Here is a 26,262-nt window from a genome sequence, read left to right as displayed (position 1 = left end):
GCGATCATAGTCACTTCTATCACAGCAGCGTCGGCGCACGAACCTGCGCGCTGCAGGCTGCCGGATCGGCGCCCTACCGGCTGCCGAACCGGCCCCTGCCACGGCAGCTCCCCGTGCAACCCGCGGGCTACTGGAACAGCACGACGGGTTTGACGATGTCGACGTAGACGAGCAGCACCGTCATGCACAGCATGAGGCCGACGACCACATAAGTCAGCGGCAGCAGGCGCGCGGTGTCGAAGGGCCCGATGACACCTCGGCCACGGGCCAGGTTGATGCGGCGGCGCGCGCCTTCGTACAGCGCCACCGCGATGTGCCCGCCGTCCAGCGGCAGTAGCGGGATCATATTGAAAGCGAAGAGGAACAGATTGAGCGATCCGAGCAGGCCCAGACCGGTGACGACCTTGCCGGTGACGTCGATCTGGCCGGTCGAGACGATCTCGCCGGCCACCCGGCCGACGCCGACCATCCCCATGATGCCCTCCGGATCGCGCCCCCGGTCGGTGGTGGCGACCTGGACGATGTCGACGAGCTTGACCGGCAGCGTCACAAGGGCGGTGAAGGTGTTTCCGAGCGCACTGCCGATCTGGCCGGGGAACTCGGTGACGGGGATCGGCCGGTACTCGCGGTCCGGGCCCACACCGAAGAAGCCGACGGACTCGGTGACGAGCTCTCCGCTGTCATCGCGCTGCAGCTCGCCCTCAGCGGTGTAGACGGGGCGTTCGGCGGCGATGATCGTCACGGGAATCGTCATCTCCTCGCCATCGCGTTCGATGACGATGTCGACGCGCTCATCGGCCAGCCCGCGGATCTCGGCGCTGACATCGTCCCAGGTCTCCATCGGCGTGCCGTCGATCGACACGATCCGGTCGCCGGGAGTGATGCCCACCTCGGCTGCGGGGGTGGCCTGGTCGCCGGGCAGGCAGCGGTCCTGCTCATCGGGTGCACGTTCGGCCATCTCCTTGGCCGGCACCGCGCATTCGGAGACGTTTGCCACGGTGGTGCTGAGCGTCGGCACGCCGACGCCGAGCAGCATGATGCCCAGGATAAGGATGCCGAGCAGCAGGTTGACGACCGGGCCGCCGAACATGACGGCCAGCCGCTTGGGCACTGAGAGCGCATAGAAGGTCCGGTGCTCTTCGCCCGGTTCGATCGACTGATTGGAGTAGTCCCGGGCGTCGGCCATCGTGCGTTCGAACAGGCGGGCCCGGCGCCGGCGCGGTGCGGTCGGCTCGCTTTCGGAGTCCTCTGTCCCTTCGACGGCGGCGGTGACGATGCCCGAGGCGTCGCTCGCCCCGTGTGCCTGCTCGACGGTGGCGTGCGTGGCGTAGGTGGGCGGATACATGCCCGGCATCGCGATGAAGCCGCCCAGCGGCAGCGCCTTGATGCCGTACTCGGTCTCGCCGCGGCGGCGGGAGAACAGCGTCGGGCCGAAGCCGACCATGTAGTGGGTGACCTTGACGCCGAACTTCTTGGCCGGGATGAGGTGGCCGAGTTCGTGCAGAGCGATCGAGATCGAGACCCCGATGAGGATGAGGACGATGCCGAGTGCGTACAGCAGTCCGCTCATGCGCGTGCCTCCTCAGCGGCCGAGGTCTGCAGCCAGCCGGCGATGAACTCCCGTGCCCAGGCATCCGCGCCGAGCACAGCCTCCAGGGTCAGGGCGCCGGTATCCTCCCTGCTCCCGAGGTGGTTCTCACCCCCGCCGAGGTGGTGGTCGAGGGCCGCGGCGATGCCGGCGGAGATCTGCGGGAAGGTGATCGTGCCTGTGTGGAAGGCGGCGACGAGCTCTTCGTTCGCTGCGTTGTAGACCCCTGGTGCGGTGCCGCCGGCGCGGCCTGCGCGCACGGCCAGCTGCAGGGCGGGGAAGTTCTCGTCGTCGACCGGTTCGAAGGTCCAGGAGCTCGCCGCGTCGAAGGGTTCGGGCGCAGTCGCCCCTGCGATGCGGGTGGTCTCGCCGTCACGTCCGGTGCCCAGCGCGTACGCGATCGGCAGCTTCATATCCGGTGGTGAGACCTGTGCGATGGTCGAGCCGTCGACGAACTCGACCATCGAATGGATGCGGCTCTGCGGGTGGACGACAGCGCTGATGCGGTCGAAGTCGATGTCGAAGAGCAGATGCGCTTCGATGATCTCCAGGCCCTTGTTCACCAGGGTTGCGGAGTTCGTTGTGATGACGGTGCCCATGTTCCACGTCGGGTGGGCCAGCGCCTGCTCAGGGGTGACGGCCGCCAGCTGCGCTGCGCTCATGCCGCGGAACGGCCCGCCCGATGCGGTGATGATGAGGCGGGAGATCTCCTCCCGGCGGCCGGCGCGCAGCGCCTGCGCGATCGCCGAATGCTCGCTGTCGACCGGGATGAGCTGGGCTGCGTTCTGTGCGGCGGTGCGCAGCACGAGCTCCCCGCCGATGATGAGGGATTCCTTGTTCGCCAGAGCGACATCGGTGCCGGCCTCTAAGGCTGCAAGGGTCGAGGTGAGGCCGACGGCCCCGGTCACGGCGTTGAGCACGACATCGGCGGGCTGGGACGCCAAAGCCGCTGACGCCTCGGGACCGGTGAAGATCTGCTCGACGCGCACCGGCAGCTGCAGCCGCTCAGCGCAGTCCGCAAGCTGCTGGCGGATCGCGGCTTCTCCCCCGGCAGGCGGCACGGCAACGGCGAGCTGCCGGGCGCCGGTGCGCACCGCCTGCTCGACGACGGCAGCGACCTGAGAGCCCGCGCCGAGGCCGATGACAGCGAACCGGCTGGGGTTGGCGGCGATGACTTCGAGGGCCTGGGTGCCGACCGAGCCGGTGGCCCCCAGTAGAATGACGTTACGTACCTTCACGGTGACAGATCATCTCATTCTTTTCTTAGAACACGATGATGTCCATGCGCACGGATGCCCCCACGAGGAGAGGAACTCGACGATGAGCACAACCATGACCCCAGACGAGATTCTGGCGATCGATTCGGTCTTCGAGAAGGAAGACCTCGAATGGGCGGGTATTGTCCGCAAGTGGCTCGATGAGAACGTTCGCGAGAAGGTCGGCGATTGGTACCTCGAAGGCACGATCCCGGCCCGCGAGCTGGCAGAGCAGCTCGGTGAGCTCGGCGTGCTCGGCATGCACCTGGAGGGCTACGGCTGCGGTGGCGCGACCGCCACGCAGTACGGCCTGGCCTGCCGCGAGCTCGAAGCCATCGACTCGGGTCTGCGTTCGCTCGTGAGTGTGCAGGGCTCGCTCGCGATGTTCGCCATCCACAACTGGGGTTCGGAGGAGCAGAAGGAAGAGTGGCTGCCGCAGATGGCCGCCGGCAAGAAGATCGGCTGCTTCGGCCTGACCGAGCCGGATGTCGGCTCCGACCCGGCCGGTATGAAGACTCGCGCCACGAAGGACGGCTCCGACTGGATCCTCAACGGCGCGAAGATGTGGATCACCAACTCCCCGGTCTCCGATGTCTGCGTTGTGTGGGCCAAGACCGAGGAGATCGATGAGAAGGGCCGCCCGGTGGTCCGCGGCTTCGTCGTCCCGACCGACACCCCGGGTGTCGAGGTGCCCGAGGTCAAGCGCAAGCTCTCGCTGCGCGCTTCGATCACCGGTGAGATCGTGCTCGACAATGTGCGTCTGCCGGAGTCGGCGATGCTGCCGAAGGCCAAGGGTCTCAAGGGCCCGCTGTCCTGCCTGTCCGAGGCCCGCTTCGGCATCGTCTTCGGTGTCACCGGCGCTGCCCGCGACTCGATCCTCTCGGCTCTGGAGTACACCGGCACCCGCATCCAGTTCAACCGCCCGCTGTCCTCGTTCCAGATCACCCAGCAGAAGCTGGCGAAGGCCTTCGGCCAGTACTCGTCGATCACGCTGCTGGCCGCCCACCTCGGCAAGCTCAAGGACACCGTCGGTGTGCGCCCGGAGCAGATCTCGCTCGGCAAGATGGTCAACGTCGACACCGCGATGAACATCGCCCGTGATCTGCGCGCCACGTTCGGCGGTTCGGGCATCACGAGCGAATACTCGCCGCTGCGCCACGCCATCAACCTCGAGACCGTCCTCACCTACGAGGGGACCCACGAGGTGCACCAGCTGACGCTCGGCCGTGCGATGACCGGTATCAACGCCTTCGCCAACTACGAAGGCTGATCAGCTGACAGGCATCACGGCCCCGGTGACTCCGCGCGAGTCACCGGGGCCGTTGTCGTTTCGACTGAGGCGGGTGGCGTTCTCGCGATCTGCTGCCGCCAAGGTGCGGATTGCTCCGCGTATTGTGGGAGCGAGGGATCGGATGAGGGAGTTTCCACGATGTCAGTGACGAATGCGTGTGCGCTATGAAGCTCTGGCCGCGCGTCAGACACGTGTGGGTTGTGTCAGTTGAACGCGACACGTCGACTCCCGGAGGTACGGTCCGGGCATTCCGCCGTTATAAAGACGCGGATCGCTTTGCTGATCAGATCGTTCTACCGGAGGGAGAAGCGAACGACATCCTCCTTGCCGAGATCCCCGTATCACGCTTCGTGCACGACACGCCTCACGAGGTGTGGATCGTCGAGTTCTGGCACGGAGACGAGCTCATGGGCTGGGACTCCGCGCAGCCGGACGCGGCATCTGCGAAACGACGCGCAGCTGACGTCGCGGCTGCTCATCCGCGTTCCGATGTACGTGTGAGCCGGGTGCCTGTCGGCTGACGCTCCATCCTTCGCCGCTGACCGGCGGGCTGTCACCACCAAACCTCTGTTCGCCAGCTGGTGCCTGGCAGTCCCGGGCGGGCTACGACCTCAGGACGGACGGCCGTGTCCAGCAGGTTCCGCTCAGCCCGGCACCCCGTCCTGGCGCTGCCTGCCGATGAGCATGCCGCAGGCGATGAGCATGAACACGATGACGAGCACGATCTCCAGCGCCTGCCGGCTGGTTGAGAGCGCTGCGCTGAGCACGAGCGGGATGAGCAGTCCGCTGGTCCGCGAAGCGATGCCCATGCCTGCGAAGCAGGCCCACGGGTGCGCTGCACTCAGGCTTGCCATGCGCGTGTTGAGCGATGAGGTGACGATCGCGGAGCTGATGAGCGGGCCGGTGAGGATGATGCCGGTGATCACCGCCCAGTTCTGCTCGATCCACAAGGCCCCAGAGATCCCGATCAGGGCGAGCAGCACCGCAGCGGCGAACTCGCGGTTGGTCCGGCGCATCGATCCGTGACCGAAGGCCGTCGCCGTTGCCATGGCGATGAGTTCGCGCATGACGAGGCCGACGCCGATCGCAGCACCGAACTCCGGCAGCGCGAGCGGGAAGATCGAACTCGTCGTGATGAAGATGACCGGCAGCGCTGAGGCCGACAGTGCCCCGCGGGCCATCACCGATGACCGGCCGATCGCTGCGACCGAATAGACGATGGTGCGCAGCAGCGGCACCCGCTGGGTGACGTGCCGGTCGCGGCTGGGCCCCGGCAGCCACCAGGCGGCTACGAGGATGCCGAGCCCGGTGGTCGCGACGATGACGAACAGCACGCGCGGCTGCTCAGCAGCCAGCGCCCACGTGATGAACAGGCCGGCTGCCAGTGCGCCGCCGCGCTGGATGAAGACGTTGATGCGCTGACCGTCGGCCTGCCGCTCCCCGAGCATCGACGCGTAGTGGGCGAGCGCCGGAATGTAGATGAGACTGGAGCAGCAGGCATACAGGGTGCCGAAGATGACGATCCACCAGCCGGAGCCGGCGATGAGCAGCCCGATGGTGATGAGCAGGATGAGGATGCCGGAGGTGCCGATCACCCGGCGCAGCCCGAAGCGCTCGATCGCCGAGGCCGCCGGTGAGTCGAGCAGGATGCCCAGGCCCATGTAGATCGTCACCGTCAGCGAGGCCAGCCCGAGGTTCGGGGCCATGACGGCCAGGCCGGTGAGCATGAAGGAGTGGAAGCCGAAGTAGGTGCAGATGACGATGACGATCGCCCAATAACGGCGCGCCCGCCGCGCCAGCTTCCGTCTGTCGATCGCCATGAGGATTACGGTAACACCGGGATCGAGGCCGTTCGGGACGCCTGTGATCGGTGGCACAGAGCCGATCGCGGCCCTTTGACGAATCGCCCGACCGCCCAGTTGCTCGGAGGCGCTCAGCGGCTGAGGAACATCTCCACAGCATTGAGGCTCTCAGCAGCGCTCAGGCTCACTCCGTCAAGCCGCAGCACCTCGCGGCCGGGACCGATCTCGGCGGCAGCGGCGTGCTTGAACGCTGATTCCTTCATCAGCGCCCCGGCGTCGAGCGGTTTGCTCTCCGGGCCGTCGGCGAGCAGCTCGGTGCCCTCGAAGTACGACCAGATCTTGCGAGTCTCGGTGTGCATGCCGGCCTTCGCCGCAGTCTGAGCGGCAGCATCGCCGTTGCTGCTGATGTGCTCGCCGGCTTCCGCCTGCGCACCGTCGATCGGACGCAGTACGGGGGCGGTCTTCTTCTCCCCTGGCTTGAGTCCCTTGGCCCCGAGGACCACGCAGCTGCCCAGCCTGAGGGCGGCGAGCATCGCGAGGATGAGGGTGACCGGGCGCAGTCCGTCGTCGATGACGAGGATCGGTGGGGCCGGTTCGTGGACGGCGCGCAGGATGCCAGCGAACTTCGCCACCCGGTCGAGCGCGTCCTCATACGTCAGCGACACCTCGGCGTCGGCGAAGAAGACCTCGTCAGCCCGCCCTGCGACGATCGGGTAGTCGAGCAGCTCGAAGACGGGATTGAAGGTGCCCTTGTCCTTCGGTGAGTTCGTGCCCGGCTTGCGGAACCAGTGCAGCTGTTCAGTCGACACTGGCCATGACCTCGACGACCCGGTCGATGAACGCATCGACCTGGTCCTCATCGTAGGCGCGGGTGCCCTTGCGGGTGCGGAAGAGCACGCGGCGGACCTCGTCAACACTCATCGGCTTGCCCTGGGTGAAGTAGCCGTTGATGCGGTCGCACAGATCGTCGACCTCTTCGACGTCGTAGCCGATCTGGCCCTTCTCCGGATGATTGAACCGCTCCCCGTACTCACGAGCGAGGCGGCCGCGCAGCGAGCTGGCGGCACGGGTGAGCTCCTTGACCCACGCGTCCTCACCCGAGCTGGAGATGAGCCGATCGCGGCTGCGTTTGGCGAAGGCGTCTTCGAGCCGGTCGAGGGCGGCGTCGACGACGCCGACGTGGTAGCCGTTGCGCACTAGGTCGAAGCCGACGGTGCGCACCGCACGCGCATCGAGATCGCCGGGCTGCGGCGTGTCGGATTCGAAGGATTCGCGGGCCCGCTTGAAGAAGCTGTCGACCTGCGCGGGGTCGTACCCGTTCTTCCAACCCGACATCCTGGGGAAGTTCGTCTCCACGTCGCTCTCCTTGTGAATGCTGTGCGGTGCTTAAAGTGTAGCGCTCAGTCCTCTTCGGCCGTGGCAAGCTGGCCGCACGCCCCGTCGATGTCCTGACCTCGGGTGTCGCGGATCGTCGTCGGGATCCCGGCGTCCTGGAGGCGGCGCACGAACTCAGCGGCCACCTCGGGCTCGGATGCCGTCCACACCGAACCGGGGGTCGGGTTGAGCGGGATCGGGTTGACGTGCACCCAGCCGCGGCCGCGTGCGTTGAGCTTCTTGCCCAGCAGCTCGGCGCGCCAGGCGTGGTCGTTCATGTCCTTGATGAGCGCGTATTCGATGCTCACGCGCCGGCCGGTGACCTGGTAGTAGTTGTAGGCCGCGTCGATCGCCGCATCGACCTTCCAGCGGGTGTTGACCGGGATCATCTCATCGCGCAGCCCGTCGTCAGGGGCGTGGAGGCTGAGCGCGAAGGTCACCGGGATGTCCTCGGCGGCGAGCTTGTTGATGCCGGGCACCAGCCCGACGGTCGAGACGGTGATGCGGCGCGCACCCATGCCCAGGCCGGCCGGGGCCGGGTCGACGAAGCGGCGCACGGCGTTCATGACGCGCTTGTAGTTGGCCAGCGGCTCGCCCATGCCCATGAAGACGATGTTGGTCACGCGTTCGGCCTGGCCTGACGTGTGGGTGGGGCCCGCGCCCGAGGCGGTGGTGCCGCCGGCAGGTCCGCTCACCTGGGCGGGGGCCTCGCCTTGCTCCTCGTCGGCTTCAGAGCCGACAGCGGCGGCGGGGTTGCCGAGCATGTCGGTATCGGCTGAGGTGTCCTCGGCCAGTTCGCCTGCTGCGATGACCTGGTTGGCGCGGATCACCTGCTCGACGATCTCAGCGGTCGACATGTTCCTCGTCAGGCCCTGCTGGCCGGTGGCGCAGAACGGGCAGTTCATGCCGCAGCCGCACTGCGAGGACACGCACAGGGTGATGCGGTTGCGGTAGCGCATGAGCACCGATTCGACGAGTGCGCCGTCGAAGAGCCGCCACAGGAACTTGATGGTGTCGCCGTTGGAGGTGCGCAGCCGGCGCACCTCGCTTAAGAGCGGTGGGAAGAACCTCTCGGCCAGCTCAGCCCGCCGGTCCTTCGGCAGGTCGGTCATCGCCTCGGGGTCGGTGGTGTGGTGGACGAAGTAGTGGGTTGAGAGCTGCTTGGCGCGAAACGCCGGCAGGCCCATCTCGGTGACGGCGGCGATCCGCTCGTCCATCGACATGTCGGCCAGGTGGGTCGGCGGCTGGGTGACGCGCGGGGACTTGAAGTTCAGCAGCGGCCGGCCGTCACGCGTCGGGGTGCGCGAGGTGGTGCCGTCTGCGTGCTCGACGATGGGCCGCACCTGGCGGCGGGGCGGCCTGTTGATCGGTGTGGAGGAGGTCTTCTCAGCCATGTCTTCCCAGTATCGCATGTGCAGGCTGGGCGATGTGTGAGAGCGGCCTGCTCAGCGCAAACAAGCCTCAGATGCTGATGGCAGCAGGTGCTGTCCGCAGCACAGTTCGTCGCCGGCGGCTCGATCCTCTGCGAGATCCGTGCCGGTGTTCGGCGGCGGCACCGGGACGATGCGGCAGTTCCTGCTGGTGGCCTGCCTGCTCGTGATCGCTGACGCCGCGGGGACGCCGATCGCCCGGCTGTTGACAGAGCACCGGCCGCTCAGGCCTCGAGGCTGAAGACCTTGCCCGGGTTCATGATGCCGTGCGGGTCGAGTGCGGTCTTGATCGCCCGGTGCATGTCGAGGACGTCCTCGCTGAGCTCCCGGGACAGGCCCGGCTTCTTCAGCAGCCCGATGCCGTGCTCACCGGAAACGGTGCCGCCGGCGTCCAAGGCGACGGTGATGATCTCCTCGAATGCCGCCTGTGCGCGCTCACGGGCGGCATCATCGCCGATCGGGGTGACGAGCAGCGGGTGCAGGTTGCCGTCGCCGGCGTGGGCGATCTGAGCGAGCACCGTGTCGTGCCTGCGTCCGATCTCCTGGATCTTCGCCAGCACCTCGGGCACCTTCGAGCGGGCTACGCAGATATCCTCGGTCAGCACCGGGCCGAGGCGTTCGAGAGCCGGGTAGGCGAGCCTGCGGGCGGCGAAGAACGCATCGGCTTCCTCTGCGTCCTCACTGATCGCAGCGAACGTGGCACCAGCGGATTCGAAGGCTGTGACGATGCCTTCTGCCTCGGTCTGCCCGGCAGCGCCCGGGACGTCGGTGGCGGCCAGCAGCAGCACCTCGGCCTCGGCCGAGAGACCCATGTTCTTCCACTCATCGACAGCTTTGAGGCAGTAGGAGTCGACGAGTTCGAGGGCGGAGGGGATGATGCCGGCAGCCGTGACGTTGGCGACGGCCCGGCCAGCATCGACGAGGCTGTCGAAGTAGCCGACGATGGCCCGGGAGTCCTGTGGCAGCGGCAGCAGGCGCACGGTGATCTCCGTGACGATGCCGAGCGTGCCCTCAGCGCCGATGATGAGTCCGCGCAGGTCGTAGCCGGCGGCGTTCTTCGCCGTCGTCTTGCCCACGCGCACGAGTTTGCCGGTGCCGGTGACGACTTCGAGGTTGAGGACGTATTCGCTCGTGACACCGTATTTGACGCAGCACAGCCCACCGGCGTTCGTCGCAACGTTGCCGCCGATGGTCGACCAGGGTGCACTCGCCGGGTCCGGTGGGTACCACAGGCCGTCCTCGGCCACCCGGGCGCGCAGGTCGTTGTTGACGACGCCGGGCTGCACGCGGGCGGTGCGTTCGACCGGGTCGACCTCGAGGATCTGGTTCATCGCGTCGAAGCTGATGACCAGGCAGCCCTCAAGTGCGTTCGCCCCGCCGGACAGGCCGGTGCCGGCTCCGCGGGCGACGACGGCGACCGAATGCTCGATCGCCCAGCGCACGACGGCGACCACCTCGGCGGTTTCGCGCGGGCGCACGATCGCCAGGGCCTGGCCGTATGGCGCCCATTCGGCCTCGTCGTGCAGGTAGGAGGCCATGATGTCGGCATCGGTGATGATCGTCTCGGCCGGGAGGACCTGAGACAGGGAGGCAAGAAGGCTCATGTGAGGAATCCAGGCAGGAAGGTGAAGAGGACGAGGGCGACCGGGGCCGTCGGCAGGATCGAGTCGAGGCGGTCCATCACTCCGCCGTGACCGGGCAGCAGAGTGCCCATGTCCTTGAGGTCGAGGTCGCGTTTGATCATCGATTCGGCGAAGTCGCCGAGGGTGGCGAATGCCGGGATGATCGTGCCGAGGACGACGCCGGTCCAGATCGGGGCGTCGGAGACCCACAGCGCCATGCCGATGCCCACTGCCGTGGAGAACACGGCGGAGCCGGCATAGCCCTCCCAGGACTTCTTCGGGCTGATCTTCGGGGCGATGGGGTGCTTGCCCCACAGCACGCCGAAGGTGTAGCCGCCGATGTCGCTGGCGACGACGAGGGCGAGGAAGAGGATGACGAGCAGGTTGCCCTCAGGCTGGGTGAGGATGAAGACGACGGCGGAGGCCATGAGCCCGACATAGGTGAGGGCGAAGAGGCTCAGGCACACGTCCTTGACGGGGTTGGGCCGGCGTTCGAGCAGTGTGAACAGCAGGATCGCCCCGGCCCCGACGGTGAAGGCCACCCACAGGGCCTCACGGCCAGCGAAGTACGTCGCCACGATCATGAGGCCGGCAGCGGTGACGGTGGGGACGCGGGCGACGACGGAGCCGGAGCGGGAGAGCGCGTTCGCCAGCTCCCACATGGCCACGACGACGCCGATGAGCACGATGACGACGAACGACGGCGGGTAGAACAGCAGCGAGGCCAGCACTCCCCCGCCGAGCACCACGCCGACCGCGATGGCTGCCGGCAGATTGCGCCCCGCCCGCCCGTAGTCCTTCTGCTGGGCCTCGGGTGCGGTCGATGAGCCCGGTGCGACATCGGTTGCCGTCGTGGCGCTCGCGCTGCTGGCTTCGGCGGCCTTCTCGGCTTCCGGGGTCTGGGTGACGAGCCCGTGCCCGTAGGCCGAGGCCGGCGGGGAGCCGACCACTGCCTGCGGCTGCGTCTCGGCTGGCTGCGGCAGATTCTTCGTCCCCGCGGCGCTGCTGCCGGTCCGGTGGGCCGGCGGTGTGGACTCCGGCTGCACGACCGGCAGCTGACCGGTCCTGGCGGCCTCCTGCTCGGCTCTGATGGCATCACGCCGACGCGGGAACTCCTGGGTGTAGAGTTCCCGCTTCTCGCCGTCGACTGGTTGCTGCGCCATCGCTGGGCTCAGACTTCGAGCAGCTCTTCTTCCTTGGCTGCCAGGAGGCGGTCGATGGAGTCGACCTTCTTCTTCGTCAGCTCGTCGAGCTCACCGGAGGCGCGCTTGGCCTCGTCCTCACCGACGTCGCCGTCCTTCTGCATCTTCTCGATGGCGTCCTTGGCGGTGCGGCGGATGTTGCGGATCGACACGCGGCCCTGCTCGGCGTGGCCCTTGACGATCTTGACGTACTCCTTGCGGCGCTCCTCGGTCAGCTCCGGGAGCACCACGCGGATGACGTTGCCGTCGTTGGCCGGGTTGGCACCGATGTCGGAGTTGCGCAGCGCAGTCTCGATGTCGCCGAGCGCGGTGCGGTCATAGGGGGTGATGAGCAGAGTGCGGGCCTCGGGCACCTGGAAGGACGCCAGCTGCTGCAGCGGGGTCGGGGTGCCGTAGTACTCGACTTCGATGTGGGCGAACAGCGCGGGGTTCGCCCGTCCGGTGCGCACCGAGGCGAAGTCATCCTTCGTCGCCTCGATCGTCTTGTCCATCTTCTCTGCGGCTTCGGCGAGAGTTGCTTGCATCGCGGTGCACTCTTTTCTTCGGTCGGTTGCGGAACTGCTGGTCGTCCCTCAGGTCCATTCTATTGTCTCCGCCTCCACCAGCACGGCAGGCGGGCAGGGTGGCAGGGGTCTGGCGGCTCAGGTGCCGCGCACAGTCGTGCCGATCGGCTCCCCGGCGATCGCCCGGCGCAGGTTGTGTTCGCCCTGCATGCCGAACACCCGCATCGGCAGGGCGTTGTCCATGCACAGGCTGAAGGCGGTGGCGTCGACGACCTTGAGGCCGCGCTGCAGCGCCTCATGGTAGGTGATCGAGTCGATCTTCTCGGCAGTCGGGTCGGCCTTCGGGTCGGCGGTGTAGACGCCGTCGACGCCCTTCTTGGCGATGAGCACCTCATCGGCGCGGATCTCCAGGGCCCGCTGGGCGGCCACGGTGTCGGTGGAGAAGAACGGCAGTCCGGCACCGGCGCCGAAGATGACAACGCGGCCCTTCTCCATGTGGCGCATGGCCCGGCGCGGAATGTAGGTCTCGGCGACCTGGGTCATGGGGATCGCCGACTGCACGCGGGTGTCGACGCCCTGCTGTTCGAGGAAGTCCTGCAGCGCCAGGCAGTTCATGACGGTGCCGAGCATGCCCATATAGTCAGCACGGGTGCGGTCCATGCCCCGCTGGGAGAGCTCCGCGCCGCGGAAGAAGTTGCCGCCGCCGACGACGATGCTGATCTCGGTCTCCGGCACGCACTGGGCGATCTCCTTGGCCACCGCAGCCACCACATCCGGGTCGACGCCGACGGTGCCGCCGCCGAACACCTCACCGGAGAGCTTGAGCAGGATGCGCCGGCGATCGGTGCGCACCGGGGAGATCTGGTCGTGCTTGGAGGAATGGACTGGAGATTCCGACATCGCTCTCTTCCTTGTCAGGCGGCAGGCTGGCGGCGCCTTCTGTGGGCACGCCACCGATCAGTCTAACGTGTCCGCCTGCCCCCAGCTCCACCTGCGCCGCGGCAGGTGACCACCGCCTCGGGAACGGGGTGCGGACACGACAGAAGGCGGCAGCCCCGGGGTGGGAACTGCCGCCTTCTCTCAGCGATCAGAGTCGCAGATCAGCTGCCGACGCGGAAGCGCAGGAAGCCGAGCGGGGTGACCTTGGCCTCGTCGAGGACGGTCTGCACGCTCTTCTTCGGCTCCTTGGCGAAGGGCTGATCGAGCAGGCAGGTGTCCTTGAAGAAGGCGTTGACGCGGCCCTCGACGATCTTCGGGATCGCCTGCTCGGGCTTGCCCTCGTTCTTCGAGGTCTCCAGCGCGATGCTCTCCTCCTTGGCGACGACGTCGGAGGGGACGTCTTCGCGGGAGAAGTAGGTCGGGGTCATCGCGGCGATGTGCACGGCGACATCGTGCGCAGCTGCATCCTCATCGCCTTCGTAGGCGAAGAGCACGCCCACCTGCGGCGGCAGGTCCGGGTTGGTGCGGTGCAGGTACGAGTCGACCTTCTGGCCCTTGATGAGACCGACGCGACGCAGGACGACCTTCTCACCGAGGACCGCGCCCTGCTCGGCGATGAACTCCGAGACCTTCTTGCCGTTGGTCTCGTAGTCCAGCAGCGCCTCAGCATTGTCAACCTGGGCTTCGACGGCGAGGCGCAGAACCTCATCGGCGAGCTCACGGAACTTGTCGGACTTGGCGACGAAGTCGGTCTCCGAGTTCAGCTCGATCATCGTGCCGACGCCGTTCTCGACGTGGGTGGCGACGAGTCCGTCGGAGGTCGAGCGGTCCTCGCGCTTCGAAGCGGACTTCAGTCCCTTGACGCGCAGGATCTCAATGGCCTTGGCCTGATCTCCCTGTGCTTCGTCGAGAGCCTTCTTGACAGCCATCATGCCGGCGCCGGTGCGGTCGCGCAGTGCCTTGATGTCAGCGGCAGTGTAGTTTGCCATGCGATCTCCTTGTTGAGGCGTGGTGGTCTGGGTCAGACGTGCGGGTGCGGCTCAGGCTTCGGTCGACTCGGTGGAGCCGGCTTCAGCGGTCTCTTCGGTCTGCTGCTCGGCCGGAGCCTCAGCGGTCTCCTCGGCCTTGGCCTCGTCAGCCTTGGCCTCGCCCTTGCCTTCGAGCAGCTCGCGCTCCCACTCCGGCATCGGCTCGACGGAGACGGCCGAGACGTTCTTCTCGCCGCCCTCGTCCGAGGAGTGGCGCTTGATGAGGCCCTCTGCCACAGCGTCGGCGACGACGCGGGTGAGCAGGGCGACGGAGCGGATCGAGTCGTCGTTGCCCGGGATCGGGTAGTCGACCTCGTCCGGATCGCAGTTGGTGTCGAGGATGGCGATGACTGGGATGCCCAGCTTCTTCGCCTCGTCGACGGCCAGGTGCTCCTTCTTGGTGTCGACGATCCAGACGGCCGACGGGGTGCGCTGCATGTCGCGGATGCCGCCGAGGGTCTTCTCTAGCTTGTCCTTTTCGCGGCGCAGGATGAGGAGTTCCTTCTTGGTGTACATCGAGCCTGCGACGTCGTCGAAGTCGATCTCCTCAAGCTCCTTGAGGCGGCGCAGACGACCGGAGATGGTCTGGAAGTTCGTCAGCATGCCGCCGAGCCAGCGCTGGTTGACGTACGGCTGGCCGACGCGCTTGGCCTGCTCCGCGATGGCTTCCTGAGCCTGCTTCTTGGTGCCGACGAACATGATCGAGCCACCGTGAGCGACCGTCTCCTTGATGAACTCGAAGGCGGTGTCGATGTAGCCCAGCGTCTGCTGCAGGTCGATGATGTAGATGCCGTTGCGCTCAGTGAAGATGAAGCGCTTCATCTTCGGGTTCCAACGACGGGTCTGGTGTCCAAAGTGGACGCCGCTGTCAAGCAGCTGGCGAATAGTGACGACGGCCATGCCGACGCACTCCTTTCATTGTCATTCGGTTGATGCCTGGCATCCGCCGTCTCGGGCCGACAGTCCCAGCTCAGCCGCGCGGCACAGCACACGTGTGTGCGTCGTCGCGGAGGGTGGGATCTGCACCGGTGGCCCGTTCCGGGTGACCGGATGCGCGTAGTCAGTTCTGCTTCCCTCAGCCGCGTACGGAGGCACAGCTGTGGGCAGACAGTTCTGCTGCCTCCAGTCTACGTTCTTCGCTGCCAGCGGCCAAACCTGGCAGCCGCTCTCTGCACCGCTGCCGAGGCGCGGGCTGGCCGGCGACTCCTGCGCGCCAGCGGGTGGGGATGGCCGGTGCGTGTCCACAGCCGCGCCCGAGGTGTGGGCTGGCGCGGTGCCCACCCTGAGGCTGGGTGCCATGAGTGGATGTGAGCGCACCCGGATGAGACGAGGTTTCCTGCAGCTGGGCTGGCTGGCTGTCTGCGGGGTGCTGGCCGGGATCATGACCGTGCTGGCCGGATTGGCCGGCGGCAGTCTGGGCGGCAGCAGCGTCGGCGGAGCTGAACCGAGCCGGCTGAGCCGTTCGGTCGTCATCATCGCTCCGGCGGTGCCGGCGGCTGCAGCGGTGCCGAATGGTGAGCCGGAGGGGCCCGGCGACTGGGTGACGCCGGTGCCGGGATTCGACATCGTGCGCGCCTTCGACAAGCCGGAGAAGAACTGGCAGAAGGGACATCGCGGCATCGACGTCGCAGCGCTGCCGGGTGAGGAGATACGTGCGCCTGCTGCGGGAACGGTCCATTTTGCGGGCACGGTCGCCGGGCGTCCGGTGCTGAGCCTCAGAGTCGGCGGGCACATTGTGTCCTTCGAACCGGTCGAAACACAGCTGCAGGCCGGCGATGAGGTGTGGGCCGGTCATCCGGTCGGCACTGTCGCCGATCCGAGTCACTGCGATGACGGCTGTGTGCACGTCGGCGTCTGGGCGGCGGACAGCCCGAAGGACTATCTGAATCCGGGAGCCTTCTTCTCCCAGGACTTCTCGATTCTGCTGCCGGATGCGCAGGCGCCGGAGGAGATGCCGGCCGCCTCCGGCGATGACGGCACCTCGGGTGCCGGAGCCTGGGGCGGTCACAAGAACGGCCGGATCCCAGCGGTGGCGCTCTGCCCGCTCGAGCGGGCCGCCGGGCATCGGCTGCGCTGTGATGCGGCTGCGGCCTTCGATGAGCTCAGCGATGCCTTCCGGCAGAAGTTCGGCAGGCCGATCGCAGTGACGGATTCGTACCGCGACTACGAGACGCAGGTGCTGCTCAAGCGACGCAAGGGCCGGATGGCTGCCACCCCGGGCAAGTCGAATCACGGCTGGGGTCTGGCTGTCGACCTCGGCAGTGGGATCAACCGGTTCGGCAGCGCTGAGCACGAGTGGATGCGGGCCAATGCGCCGCGCTACGGCTGGATCCATCCCAGTTGGGCTCGGCAGTCGGGTTCTCTGCCGGAGGCCTGGCATTGGGAGTTCAAGGGACGGTGAGCTCACTGAGTCTGCGTCCCGGCCGGCAGATGTCTGGAACAGTCCGGAACAGCCCGGGTGCGGGGCAGCGTCGGCGCGGAATAGCTGGGGCGGGCCGGCCGTTGAGGCAGATATGAGCATTCACAGCATCGCCGTTGTCGGCGGCCACGGAAAGATCGCCCGTCACCTCACTGAGATTGTCACCCCGGATATGGAAGTCCGCTCGATCATCCGCAATCCGGATCAGGCGGCCGAGCTGGAGCAGCTCGGGGCCGTGCCGGTGGTCTGCGACCTGGAGAAGGCATCGCAGGCTGAGCTCGGTGAAGCCTTCGGCAACGCCGATGCCGTCATCTTCGCTGCCGGTGCTGGCGGCGGCTCCGGGGCCTTCCGCAAGTACACCGTCGATCTGGCCGCGTCGATCGCGTCGATGCAGACTGCTGCCGCTGCCGGCATCGACCGTTTCGTGCAGATCTCCTTCATCGGCGCCGGCAATCCGACCCCTCCCGGCACGGAGGAGGTCTTCGCCGCGTACTGGGACGCCAAGCGCGAGGCCGACAACGCGCTGCGTGCCAGCGGCCTGGACTGGACGATCGTCAAGCCCGGCCGGCTGCTCGATGAGCCGGGCACCGGCAATCTCGATATCGCTGTCGGCACCGACCGCGGTGCCACGACGCGGCGTGAGGATGTCGCGGAGTTCATCGCGATGATCCTCGATGACGGCCGCACCGTCGGCCGCGAGTTCGACATCATCGACGGTGAGACTCCGATGCACGAAAGCCTCAAGACAGCGCTCGACTCCTGAGCGCAGGTGCCTGTGCTCGCTCAGGCTCGCGGATGCGCCTGCCGGTAGCTTTCGGCCAGCCGGCCGAGTGACACGTGGGTGTAGATCTGCGTCGAGCTCAGGGAGGAATGGCCGAGGAACTCCTGGACTTCGCGCAGGTCTGCGCCGTTTTCGATCATGTGGGTCGCTGCCGAGTGCCGCAGCCCGTGCGGTGAGAGCTGCGGTGCGTCCGGCAGCGCGGCGGTCGCCGTCTGCACCACGGTGCGGATCTGTCGCACATCGATGCGCCCGCCGCGAGCTCCGAGGAACAGCGGCTGCGGATCCGCTGCGGTTCTGTCGTTCTCCAGCGCGGGTCGGCCGCGCTGCAGCCACGCGTCAAGTGCTTTCTCGGCAGGCAGGCCGAAGGGAACCCGTCGCTCCCGGCTGCCTTTGCCCATGACGGTCACAAGCCTGCGGCCGGAGTCGATGCTCGTCGTGTCCAAGGCTGCGATCTCCGAGACGCGGGCGCCGGTGGCGTAGAGCAGTTCGAGCAGGGCTCGGTCCCGCAGCCGCAGGGCTTCCTTCTTCGGATCCTCTGGTTCTTTGTCTGCCGCCGCATCAGTCCCGGCATGGGGATCGTCCTGCAGGTGGGGGGCGGCGGCGTTGTCCATGACAGCGTCGACATGGCGCTGCTGCAGCACTGCCGGCAGCCGTGAGGCTTTGCGGGGGCTGGCCAGCCGCAGCGCGGGGTTGCTGCTCATGAGCTGATGGCGTGTGCAGAAGGCGCAGAAAGCACGCACGGCAGCGATCCGCCGTGCCGTCGTGGCCGGTGCGACTCCGGTGCGGGATTGGGCCAGCAGCCACTGGCGCAGGTTCCCCAGCTCGATGGCGTCCAGCGGCAGATGCCCATCGTCGTCGGTGAGGAACGTCAGCAGTGTGCGCACGTCTGATTGGTAGTTGCGCACGGTGTGTTCAGAAGCATTGCGGTGCACTCGCAGCTCCTCAGCGAAGGCGGCGAACGCTTCAGCGTATTCTCCCGGCAGCTGTGCCGGAGTGTCGGGGGAAGTCGACATGCTCCCAGTGTAGCCAGAGGCCGATGCTGTGACAGGCCGATCCGGCCCGTGTGCCTGTGCTCAGTTCGCTGCCTGCCGAGCACTCGTGCGCTTCTTGATCCAGCCGTGTGCTTCGCGTTCGACATGGCCGGCCAGTTCGAGTGCAGCGAGTGCGGCCATGACGGTGTGGGCGTCGAGGCCGGAGCGTACGGCGGCTGTGGCGGCTTCGATCCCGCGAGAGGTCGGCAGCACGTTGTATGTTCTGCTCTGTTCTGCGGTCATGGCGTCGGTGATCCGCAGCGCTGGCTGATGGTCGGTCTCGCTGCGGGTGGTGTCGATCGGTTCGACGAGTTCGGCGATGTCATCGGCAGACGTGACGCACACGGCTCCGCCTTCGCGGATGAGGCGGTGGCAGCCAGCGGATGCTTGGCTGGTGATCGGCCCGGGCACCGCACCGACCGCGCGCAGCAATTCAGCTGCCCTGTTCGCGGTGTTCAATGCACCAGACCGCCAGCCGGCTTCGACGACGACGGTCGCCTGGGCGGCGGCTGCGATGAGCCGGTTGCGCAGCAGGAAGCGGTGGCGCATGGCTGTCTGCCCGGCGGCGGTTTCGGACACGACTGCGTACCGGGAGCCGATGCGGCTGAGCAGATCGGCGTTGCCGCGGGGATAGTACCGATCCACTCCCCCGGCCATGAAGGCGACAGTGCCGACATCAGGTCTCTCTGCAGCGCTCAGCGCTGCCTGGTGGGCTGCGGCATCGATCCCATAGGCGCCGCCGGAGACGATCGTGTGTCCGCGCATGGCCAGTTCATAGGCGATGCTGCCGGCGACGTGTTCGCCGTAGTGGGTTGAGGCGCGTGCACCGACGAGTGCGATCGAACCGGTCAGCAGCTCGTGCAGGTCACCGGGACCGCGGACCCACAGTGCGAGCGGTTCGTGGATGCCGAGATCAGCCAGCTGGGTGGGCCAGGCATCGTCCTCGGGGTGGATGAGCCGGGCTCCGAGACGGCTCATGATCCGCTGCTCCTGGGCTGCGTTGAGGCTCGGCAGGCGTAGTCGCCAGCGTTCGTGGGCGGTGGCCAGCTTCTGTCCTTCGACGGGCAGGCCGACGCTTGCGCAGGCTTCGTGCAGCTTTCCGATCGCCTCTGATTGGGGTGAGCGGGCGACTGCGAGCATCTCTTCAGCGCCGAGTGCCAGGACTCCGGCTTTGAGGATCTCGTCGCCGGGCTCGGTCAGCCGCAGCAGGTCGATGAATGCCAGACGCTGCGTGTCGGTGGTCATTGCGCCTCTCTCATGCGCAGCAGTGCTGCTGCCAGCACATCGTCGCCATCGGGTCGCTGACGGCCGGCGAGATCAGCGATGGTGGCGGCGATCCGCAGGACGCGGTCGTAGCCGCGCATCGACAGCAGTCCGCGTTCGAGCGCTCGGTCGAGGATGTGGGTTTCGCTGGAGCGGAAGGCGAATGCCTCCCGCAGATAGGAGCCGGGAGCTCGCGCGTTCGTGTTCCAGGGCATATCGGCGTAGCGGCGGGTCTGGCGCTCACGTGCTTCTCGCACCCGTTCGGCGACGACGGCTGAGGATTCTGCCGGGCCGTCGCGGCGCAGATCGGCGGCGGTGACGGGCAGGACGTCGAGCTGGATGTCGACACGGTCGAGCAGCGGGCCGGAGAGCTTCTGCCGGTAGCGGCGGCGCACATGCGGGGTGCAAGAGCAGCTCTGTGTGCTGCCGGCGACACCGCAGGGGCACGGATTGGCAGCGAGGACGAGCTGGAACTTCGCCGGCAGCACGACTGAGCCCCAGGCGCGGTGGATATCGCAGCTGCCGCTCTCCAGGGGCTGCCGGAGGGCTTCGAGGACATCGCGGCTGAACTCCGGCGCCTCATCGAGGAACAGCACACCGCGGTGCGCCCGGGAGAACACGCCGATCGCTCCCGGCCGTGATCCGCCGACCATCGCGGTGGCTGTCGTGCGGTGATGCGGTGCTTCGAACGGTGGTGCGACATCGTCGAGTTCATCGGCTTCGACACAGCCGGCCAGTGACTGCAGCGCGAGCACTTCGATCCGCTCATCGCTCGTCAGCGGCGGGACGATGCCGCTGAGGCAGGCGGCGAGCATCGACTTGCCGGCGCCCGGCGCCCCGCTCATGAGCAGGTGGTGGCCGCCGGCAGCGGCGAGCTCAAGGGCCCGGCGGGCATCGTGCTGGCCGTGCACATCGGCCAGATCAGTGGGTTCGATGACGTTCTCGCGGACGCTCGGTACGGCAGGCACCGGCTCGGTGTTCGAGGGTGCGGCCCGGCCGCCGTGCGCATCGACGACATCAGCGAGGTGGCCGGCTGCGATGATCTCTGCCTGCGGTACGAGCTCTGCTTCCGCCCTGTTCCCGTACGGGACGATGAACCGGGTGAAGCCGGCTTCCAGGCCGGTGAGGATCGTCGGCAGGACACCGCGCACCGGCAGGATGCGCCCGTCGAGGCCGAGCTCACCGCAGTGGACGACGTCATCGGCGCGGTTGGGTGGGATGAGGCCCTCGCAGACGAGCATCGTCACCGCAATACCGAGGTCGAAGGAGGTGCCGACCTTCTTCACCGCGCCCGGCTGCAGGTTGACGGTCAGCTTCGCCGAACGCAACGCGATGCCCAGGTTCGACAGGGCGGCGCGGATGCGCTTGCGCGATTCGCTCACCGCGGCATCGGGCAGGCCGATGATGTCGATGCCGGGCAGCCCTTGGTTGATGCTCGTCTCGATGCTGATCGGCGTCCCGCTCGTGCCCCACAGCGCGATCGCCTGCGCACGCCCGAGGTCGTTGCGCACTCCCCCGACGACGCGGGCCTTCTCACCTGTGACGAGCGGTTCGTCTTCCAGCCGGAGGCCCTCCAGCGGCTCGCCTGCCAGCTGCCCGGCGCCGATCTCAGCGCCGCTCATCGCACATCCCTGACGTGCTGAAGATCCGGGTGGGTCGGGCTCCACAGGATGCCGATGGCGTCGAAGCGGAACTGCGGGTGCCATTCATCCGACTCAGCCAGGAAGCGCACGCCCAGTGTGCGCAGGTTCTTGAGCTTGACCGCCGAGATCGCCTCCAGCGGATGCCCGGCCCACGAGGAGATGCGGGTCTTGACCTCGACGAAGACGAGGGTGTCGCCCTCACGGGCGATGATGTCGATCTCCCCGTTGCCGCATCGCCAGTTGCGGTGCAGGATCGTCCAGCCGATGCTTTCGAGATAGCGAGCGGCATAGTCCTCGCCGGCCCGTCCCAGTTTCTTCGGTTCCATGTCTCAACCCCACCAGCGCGCCGCGGCGCAGCGAACACCTCGGGCCCGGCTGTGGATGCCAGCGGCGCATTCACAGCCGAGGCGGCACACGCCTCGGCGGCCATCGACACCTCCCGGCGCACCCGCGACACCCGGGCGATGCACCCGCAACCCACGCGCGCGGAGCACCGGCGAACTACCTCTGGTGCTGAGAACCGTTGTACGGTGAGTGCAGAGACCGCTCGCGCGAACCGCGTGCGGTTTTTGCACGGGCGCTCATCCTGCGTCTGCTGCTCGACACCAGAGACTGAAGGAGTCACCGTGGACCTCTTCTCCCACCCGGAGTTCGACCACCACGAACAGGTCATCTTCTGCCATGACCGCGAGCTCGACGTGCGCGCGATCATCGCCATTCACGACACCTCGCTCGGCCCGGCCGCCGGTGGCTGCCGGATGTACCCGTACGAGTCCGAGGCCGATGCGCTCACCGATGTGCTGCGCCTGTCGCGCGGCATGAGCTACAAGAACTCGATCGCCGGCCTGCCGCTGGGCGGCGGCAAGTGCGTCATCATCGCCGATCCGCACCGTCCCGACAAGCACGAGGTGCTGCGTGCCTTCTCCAAGCACGTGCAGACCCTCGGCGGCCGCTACTGGACCGCCATCGATGTGGGCGTCGGCCCGGAGGATGCCGATGTGCTGGCCGAGAACTGCGACTACATCTTCTCCCGCGCCAGCCAGTTCCCCGAGGGCGTGAGCACCTCGCAGTTCACCGCGCTCGGCGCGTTCACCTCGCTGCAGGCCGGTGTCGCACATGTGTGGAAGGAGCGTGCCAAGGCCGAGGCGTCCGATCCGGCGGCCCGCACCGACCTGTCCGGCCTGCGTGTGGCTGTGCAGGGTCTGGGCGGCACCGGACGCGAGCTGTGCCGGATGCTGCATGAGGGCGGCGCCGAGCTCATCGTCTCCGATGTCTACCAGCCGGCCGTCGACTCCGTGGTCGAGGCCTTCGGCGCCACCGCCGTGCCGGCCGAGGAGATCCACAAGCAGGATGTCGACGTCTTCGCTCCCTGTGCGATGGGCGGCATCATCAATGACGACACGATCGGCGACATCCGCGCCCGTCTCATCAGCGGCATCGCCAACAATCAGCTCGCCACGCCGGCCCACGGCCAGCAGCTGCGCGAGCGCGGCATCACCTATGTGCCCGACTTCCTCGCCAACGCCGGCGGCGTTATGGCCGCGGCGACGATGATCTACTCCGAGCCCTCGCTGGAGAGCTCACGTGAGAGCGTGCTGTCGCTGTTCGACCGGGTCACCCAGGTGCTCGCCCAGGCCGAGGCGGAGGGACGTCCCGCTGCCGAGGTCGCTGAGGAGATGGCCGGCAAGCGCATCGCCGACGCGCGCTGATCGACCAGCAGACGATGAGAGCTGTGACCGCACACGGGAGTGCGGTCACAGCTCTTCGTCAATCACAAGCCGTCAGGTGGCGCCCGGGCCGCTCAGGGACGCAGCGGCCGGGGCGGATTGAAGTCCTCGTTCTTGGCGATCTCTTCGATGTTGACGTCCTTGAACGTCAGGATCGAGACGTGCTTGACGAAGCGGGCGGTGCGGTAGGTGTCCCACACCCACGCGTCCTTGAGGGTGACCTCGAAGTAGACGTCGGAGCCTTCGTGGTGGGCTTTGAGATCGACCGAATTGGCCAGGTAGAACCGCTGATTGGTGTCGACGACGTAGGAGAACAGTCCGACGACATCGCGATATTCGCGGTACAGCTGCAGTTCCAGCTCGGCTTCGTAGTTTTCCAGGTCCTCGGCGCTCATGCCGTCATCCTATGCCACTTGTCCGGGCTTGCGGACCTGCGCCCGTCGCGTGGGTCGGCAGTGCCCAGCGACGTCCCGGCTGGCGTTCACCCGGCGATGCGGAAGCTGCGCCGGTGGTGCGGGCTCAGCCCGTGTGCGGCGACTCCCGCGCGGTGGGCCTGGGTGAGGTAGCCGACGTTGGATTCCCAGCCGTAGCCGGGATGCTCAGCAGCCAGGGCGTGCATGAGCTCATCGCGGGCGACTTTGGCCAGCACACTGGCGGCGGCGATCGTCACCCGGGTGCCGTCTCCCCTGACGATCGTGCGCACCTCCGGGACCTCCACCTCGGCGGCGGTGCCGAAGACGTCGATGCAGTCGAGCGTCAGCGGCGCGGACAGCCAGTCGTGGCTGCCGTCGAGCAGCACGAGCGCGGCCGGCGGCAGCTGTGCCAGGGCCCGGCGGCCGGCCAGGCACAGGGCGAGGGTGACGCCGAGGGCGTCGATCTCGGCCGGGTCGGCGTAGGCGACGGCAGTGTGCGGCTGCCAGGCGGTGACCGTTGCAGCGATCGTCTGGCGGGCGGTGATGCTCAGCTGTTTGGAATCGTGGATGCCCGGCGGGGTCTCATCGGCGAGCAGATCGGCGAGCCGGTAGTGGACGGCACCGACGCCGATCGGTCCGGCCACGCAGCCGCGGCCGACTTCGTCCATGCCGATGATCGTGTCGATGCCCGCTGCGGCGAGTTCGCGCTCGACGCTCAGATCGCGCAGCCCGGCGGTCTCAGGGCTGCGGGACATCGGCGAAGACCGCCTCCGGGTTCTGCACGCGGCCGATCCGGTCGAATGGCCAGTTGCGCACGAACACGGTGCCCACGACCTTGTCCTCGGGGACGAAGGCGCCGCCGGGGGCGTCCATGTTGTAGCGGGAGTCGAGCGAGTTCGAGCGGTTGTCGCCCATCATCCAGTAGTGGCCGGCGGGAACGTCGACGGAGAACTCGATCTCGGAAGGTTCTGTTCCCTCACCCAGATAGCTTTCGTCCAGGGGTTCGCCGTTGACGGATACGCGGCCCTCGGCGTCGCAGCATTCGACGTGGTCGCCGCCGACGCCGATGGCGCGTTTGACGAGCTGGCTACCGGCATCGGCGGGGACGAGGCCGAGGAATTCGAGGACCGGATTGGGCTCGTAGCTGGCGACGATGTCAGGTGAGAGCCAGCCGCCGGGATCGGTGAAGACGACGATGTCGCCGCGGTCGACGCGGTTGCCGGGCAGCTGGTTGGCCAGCACCCGGTCGTCGATGAGCAGGGTCGGTTCCATGGAGCTGGAGGGGATGTAGAACGAGCGCACCACCCAGGTCTTCACGGCGGTCGAGACGACCAGCGCGATGACGAGGATGACAGCGATCTCTGTGAAGAACGATCGCCAGCTCTTCTTCTCTGCTGTCTCTTTCGGGGCCACGCAGGCAGTCTACCTATTCGCCACGGTCGACTGAGGAGCCGTGTCCGATCGCAACGCCGATGACGCGGCGCGTGGGGATCATTCCGCCGCCGGGGCTGCCGAGCAGGCTGCGGGAATCGGTCGAGTCCGCGCGGTTGTCGCCCATGAGCCAGAGGCGGTCGCCGGGCACCTCGATGCGGAATGGGATGGCCGAGGCTGGCTGTTCGGCGCTCGGCTGCTCGGCCAGATAGGGTTCGTCGAGCTCTTTGCCGTTGCGGATGAGGGCACCGGATTCTGAACAGCATTCGAGCGTGTCGCCGGGGCCGGCGATGACGCGTTTGATGAAGAACACATCGCCGGGGCCGAGCCCGAACCAGGAGCCGAGTTGCTGGGCGGCATTGGGTGGGCTGGTCGGCAGGAAGGAGCCGCGGCCGTCGATGACGACGACATCACCAGCATCGATCCTGCCGGTGAGGGCATCGGCGCGCAGCACCGTGACGCGCGCACCGGGTGCGAAGGTCGGCTGCATCGACTCGCTCGGGATCGAGAACGACTGCACGCCCAGCGCCCGAATGCCGGCGGCAGCAAGCACGGCGATGATCGCGAGGATCGCGAGCGTGCGCAGCCACCGCCTCGGGCGCGGCGAAGGGCGCGACTGTGCAGTCACGCCCTTCGTCGGTGTCATGGGCTCGCCGTGGCGAGTGATCAGCGCTTCTCGCGGATGCGTGCTGCCTTGCCGCGCAGGTCGCGCAGGTAGTACAGCTTCGCGCGGCGGACGATGCCGCGGGAGACGACGTCGATGCGCTCGACGGTCGGCGAGTGGAGCGGGAAGGTGCGCTCAACACCGACGCCGAAGCTGATCTTGCGCACGGTGAAGGTCTCGGAGACGCCAGCGCCCTGACGGCGGATGACGACACCCTTGAACATCTGGATACGCGAGCGGCTGCCCTCGATGACGCGGACGGCGACGTCGACGGTGTCGCCTGCGCGGAACTCGGGGAGGTCCGTCTTCATCGACTTCTTGTCGACAATGTCAAGCTTCTGCATGATGTGTTCTCCTGTGTGCTCGCCTCGGGTCGGCACAGCTTCGATCAGCCCGGCCTAAGCCGGTGATGAGATGAGATCGTCTGCCGGAACTGCTGTTCCTCTGCTGCGCATACCCGCTGACATGGTCCTCATGGGCTGACGGTGGGCGCTGGCACCTGCTCCCCCGGGGCAGATCGGTGCCAACAAACGCAATGCACTATCTTAGCCGCCGCGCCCAGCGGGCTCAACTTCGCAGCAGAGGCTCACTTCAGCAGCTTCTTCAGCAGCCCGTCGACGCTGATCGAGGTCTTGTTGTAGACCTTGTTGTACGCCGCGCGCTTCGGGTTGCGCACCCAGCCGGTCCCCTTCCTGCCGTAGAAGGGATTGATCGAGCCTTTGACCTTGCGTTTAAGTCTGCCGGTCGTCCGGGCTCGGACTCGGGACTTGAGATTCGGGGTGCGGATGCCGAACTTCATGCTCGCCTCCTGGCAGCGTCGGTTCCCTCCAACCTAGCGGAGCTCAAACGGCGATG

At 67.4% G+C, this 26,262-nt stretch carries 27 protein-coding genes; 5 read left to right on the top strand and 22 right to left on the bottom strand.

Translation table 11 applies throughout. The features are described from left to right. Positions 1–127 precede the first annotated feature (127 nt). Both ACFFN1_RS12085 and dxr read right to left on the bottom strand, forming a co-directional pair. Complete coding sequence (locus tag ACFFN1_RS12085; protein WP_376841031.1) at positions 128–1,570, bottom strand: M50 family metallopeptidase; 1,443 nt, start codon at positions 1,568–1,570, stop codon at positions 128–130. After that, the gene (gene dxr, locus ACFFN1_RS12080) at positions 1,567–2,826 is read right to left on the bottom strand and encodes a 1-deoxy-D-xylulose-5-phosphate reductoisomerase (RefSeq protein WP_376841030.1); all 1,260 of its coding nucleotides are present in this window, start codon (positions 2,824–2,826) and stop codon (positions 1,567–1,569) included. The genes ACFFN1_RS12085 and dxr overlap by 4 nt, the downstream gene beginning before the upstream one ends. Before the next feature lie 82 nt (positions 2,827–2,908). Between dxr and ACFFN1_RS12075 the strand changes: the two genes are divergently transcribed. Together ACFFN1_RS12075 and ACFFN1_RS12070 are read left to right on the top strand one after the other, a co-directional pair. Next, the gene (locus ACFFN1_RS12075; protein WP_376841029.1) at positions 2,909–4,114 is read left to right on the top strand and encodes an acyl-CoA dehydrogenase family protein; all 1,206 of its coding nucleotides are present in this window, start codon (positions 2,909–2,911) and stop codon (positions 4,112–4,114) included. 185 nt (positions 4,115–4,299) lie between these two features. Beyond that, entirely contained in the window at positions 4,300–4,656 is a 357-nt protein-coding gene (locus ACFFN1_RS12070; protein ID WP_376841028.1) for a hypothetical protein, read from the top strand. Positions 4,657–4,779: 123 nt separating this feature from the next. Here the strand turns inward: ACFFN1_RS12070 and ACFFN1_RS12065 are convergent, their stop codons facing one another. The 10 genes from ACFFN1_RS12065 to rpsB form a co-directional block, all read right to left on the bottom strand. Next, a complete protein-coding gene (locus tag ACFFN1_RS12065) occupies positions 4,780–5,955 on the bottom strand; it encodes a hypothetical protein (RefSeq protein ID WP_376841027.1) in 1,176 nt (391 codons plus the stop codon). Between the two features lie 113 nt (positions 5,956–6,068). Then, positions 6,069–6,746, bottom strand: a complete 678-nt coding sequence (locus ACFFN1_RS12060) for a hypothetical protein (protein WP_376841026.1) — start codon at positions 6,744–6,746, stop codon at positions 6,069–6,071. After that, on the bottom strand, positions 6,736–7,293 hold the full coding sequence (locus ACFFN1_RS12055) for a DivIVA domain-containing protein (RefSeq protein WP_175292852.1): 558 nt from the start codon (positions 7,291–7,293) through the stop codon (positions 6,736–6,738). Before ACFFN1_RS12055 ends, ACFFN1_RS12060 begins: the two co-directional genes overlap by 11 nt. A 44-nt stretch (positions 7,294–7,337) precedes the next feature. Beyond that, positions 7,338–8,705, bottom strand: coding sequence for a 23S rRNA (adenine(2503)-C(2))-methyltransferase RlmN (gene rlmN / locus ACFFN1_RS12050; protein WP_376841025.1), 1,368 nt, complete (start codon positions 8,703–8,705; stop codon positions 7,338–7,340). Positions 8,706–8,965: 260 nt separating this feature from the next. After that, positions 8,966–10,345 (bottom strand): FAD-binding oxidoreductase, encoded by a 1,380-nt coding sequence (locus ACFFN1_RS12045; protein WP_376841024.1) that lies wholly within the window; start codon positions 10,343–10,345, stop codon positions 8,966–8,968. After that, positions 10,342–11,526, bottom strand: a complete 1,185-nt coding sequence (locus ACFFN1_RS12040; protein WP_376841023.1) for a phosphatidate cytidylyltransferase — start codon at positions 11,524–11,526, stop codon at positions 10,342–10,344. The genes ACFFN1_RS12045 and ACFFN1_RS12040 overlap by 4 nt, the downstream gene beginning before the upstream one ends. A gap of 8 nt (positions 11,527–11,534) precedes the next feature. After that, positions 11,535–12,089: a ribosome recycling factor gene (gene frr, locus ACFFN1_RS12035; RefSeq protein ID WP_376841022.1), complete on the bottom strand. Its 555-nt coding sequence runs from the start codon at positions 12,087–12,089 to the stop codon at positions 11,535–11,537. Between the two features lie 117 nt (positions 12,090–12,206). Continuing rightward, complete coding sequence (pyrH, locus tag ACFFN1_RS12030) at positions 12,207–12,968, bottom strand: UMP kinase (protein WP_376841021.1); 762 nt, start codon at positions 12,966–12,968, stop codon at positions 12,207–12,209. Between the two features lie 200 nt (positions 12,969–13,168). Beyond that, entirely contained in the window at positions 13,169–13,996 is an 828-nt protein-coding gene (gene tsf, locus ACFFN1_RS12025; protein WP_376841020.1) for a translation elongation factor Ts, read from the bottom strand. A gap of 51 nt (positions 13,997–14,047) precedes the next feature. Beyond that, complete coding sequence (gene rpsB / locus ACFFN1_RS12020; protein ID WP_376841019.1) at positions 14,048–14,935, bottom strand: 30S ribosomal protein S2; 888 nt, start codon at positions 14,933–14,935, stop codon at positions 14,048–14,050. Positions 14,936–15,356: 421 nt separating this feature from the next. Between rpsB and ACFFN1_RS12015 the strand changes: the two genes are divergently transcribed. Next, positions 15,357–16,436, top strand: coding sequence for a D-alanyl-D-alanine carboxypeptidase family protein (locus ACFFN1_RS12015; protein WP_376841018.1), 1,080 nt, complete (start codon positions 15,357–15,359; stop codon positions 16,434–16,436). Positions 16,437–16,548: 112 nt separating this feature from the next. Next, positions 16,549–17,217: an SDR family oxidoreductase gene (locus tag ACFFN1_RS12010; protein ID WP_376841017.1), complete on the top strand. Its 669-nt coding sequence runs from the start codon at positions 16,549–16,551 to the stop codon at positions 17,215–17,217. A gap of 20 nt (positions 17,218–17,237) precedes the next feature. On the opposite strand, the gene ACFFN1_RS12005 is transcribed toward ACFFN1_RS12010, so the two are convergent. From ACFFN1_RS12005 to ACFFN1_RS11990, 4 genes are read right to left on the bottom strand one after another with little or no spacing between them, the layout of a single operon-like run. Beyond that, positions 17,238–18,248, bottom strand: a complete 1,011-nt coding sequence (locus ACFFN1_RS12005) for a tyrosine recombinase XerC (RefSeq protein ID WP_376841016.1) — start codon at positions 18,246–18,248, stop codon at positions 17,238–17,240. A gap of 60 nt (positions 18,249–18,308) precedes the next feature. Beyond that, the gene (gene dprA / locus ACFFN1_RS12000; RefSeq protein WP_376841015.1) at positions 18,309–19,511 is read right to left on the bottom strand and encodes a DNA-processing protein DprA; all 1,203 of its coding nucleotides are present in this window, start codon (positions 19,509–19,511) and stop codon (positions 18,309–18,311) included. Continuing rightward, on the bottom strand, positions 19,508–21,151 hold the full coding sequence (locus tag ACFFN1_RS11995) for a YifB family Mg chelatase-like AAA ATPase (protein ID WP_376841014.1): 1,644 nt from the start codon (positions 21,149–21,151) through the stop codon (positions 19,508–19,510). The genes dprA and ACFFN1_RS11995 overlap by 4 nt, the downstream gene beginning before the upstream one ends. Next, positions 21,148–21,498: a YraN family protein gene (locus tag ACFFN1_RS11990; protein WP_376841013.1), complete on the bottom strand. Its 351-nt coding sequence runs from the start codon at positions 21,496–21,498 to the stop codon at positions 21,148–21,150. The genes ACFFN1_RS11995 and ACFFN1_RS11990 overlap by 4 nt, the downstream gene beginning before the upstream one ends. 300 nt (positions 21,499–21,798) lie before the next feature. Between ACFFN1_RS11990 and ACFFN1_RS11985 the strand changes: the two genes are divergently transcribed. Further along, positions 21,799–22,881 carry a Glu/Leu/Phe/Val dehydrogenase dimerization domain-containing protein gene (locus ACFFN1_RS11985; protein WP_376841012.1) on the top strand — a complete coding sequence of 361 codons (1,083 nt, stop codon included), beginning with the start codon at positions 21,799–21,801 and terminating at the stop codon, positions 22,879–22,881. 92 nt (positions 22,882–22,973) lie between these two features. On the opposite strand, the gene ACFFN1_RS11980 is transcribed toward ACFFN1_RS11985, so the two are convergent. From ACFFN1_RS11980 to ACFFN1_RS11955, 6 genes are all read right to left on the bottom strand, one after another. Further along, positions 22,974–23,294, bottom strand: coding sequence for a DUF2469 domain-containing protein (locus tag ACFFN1_RS11980; protein ID WP_376841011.1), 321 nt, complete (start codon positions 23,292–23,294; stop codon positions 22,974–22,976). 86 nt (positions 23,295–23,380) lie between these two features. Beyond that, complete coding sequence (rnhB, locus tag ACFFN1_RS11975; protein WP_376841010.1) at positions 23,381–24,067, bottom strand: ribonuclease HII; 687 nt, start codon at positions 24,065–24,067, stop codon at positions 23,381–23,383. Further along, positions 24,051–24,725: a signal peptidase I gene (gene lepB / locus ACFFN1_RS11970; protein WP_376841009.1), complete on the bottom strand. Its 675-nt coding sequence runs from the start codon at positions 24,723–24,725 to the stop codon at positions 24,051–24,053. The genes rnhB and lepB (ACFFN1_RS11970) overlap by 17 nt, the downstream gene beginning before the upstream one ends. Positions 24,726–24,738: 13 nt before the next feature. Beyond that, positions 24,739–25,389, bottom strand: a complete 651-nt coding sequence (gene lepB, locus ACFFN1_RS11965) for a signal peptidase I (protein ID WP_376841008.1) — start codon at positions 25,387–25,389, stop codon at positions 24,739–24,741. 20 nt (positions 25,390–25,409) lie between these two features. Next, complete coding sequence (rplS, locus tag ACFFN1_RS11960; protein ID WP_376841007.1) at positions 25,410–25,751, bottom strand: 50S ribosomal protein L19; 342 nt, start codon at positions 25,749–25,751, stop codon at positions 25,410–25,412. A gap of 242 nt (positions 25,752–25,993) precedes the next feature. Next, on the bottom strand, positions 25,994–26,206 hold the full coding sequence (locus ACFFN1_RS11955) for a hypothetical protein (RefSeq protein ID WP_376841006.1): 213 nt from the start codon (positions 26,204–26,206) through the stop codon (positions 25,994–25,996). Positions 26,207–26,262 lie beyond the last annotated feature (56 nt).

Origin of the sequence: Brevibacterium otitidis (assembly GCF_042429315.1) — a bacterium.
GTDB lineage: Bacteria > Actinomycetota > Actinomycetes > Actinomycetales > Brevibacteriaceae > Brevibacterium > Brevibacterium otitidis.
The sequence above is the reverse complement of the archived record's forward strand: the minus strand, read 5'-3'. Positions and strand labels throughout refer to the sequence as shown.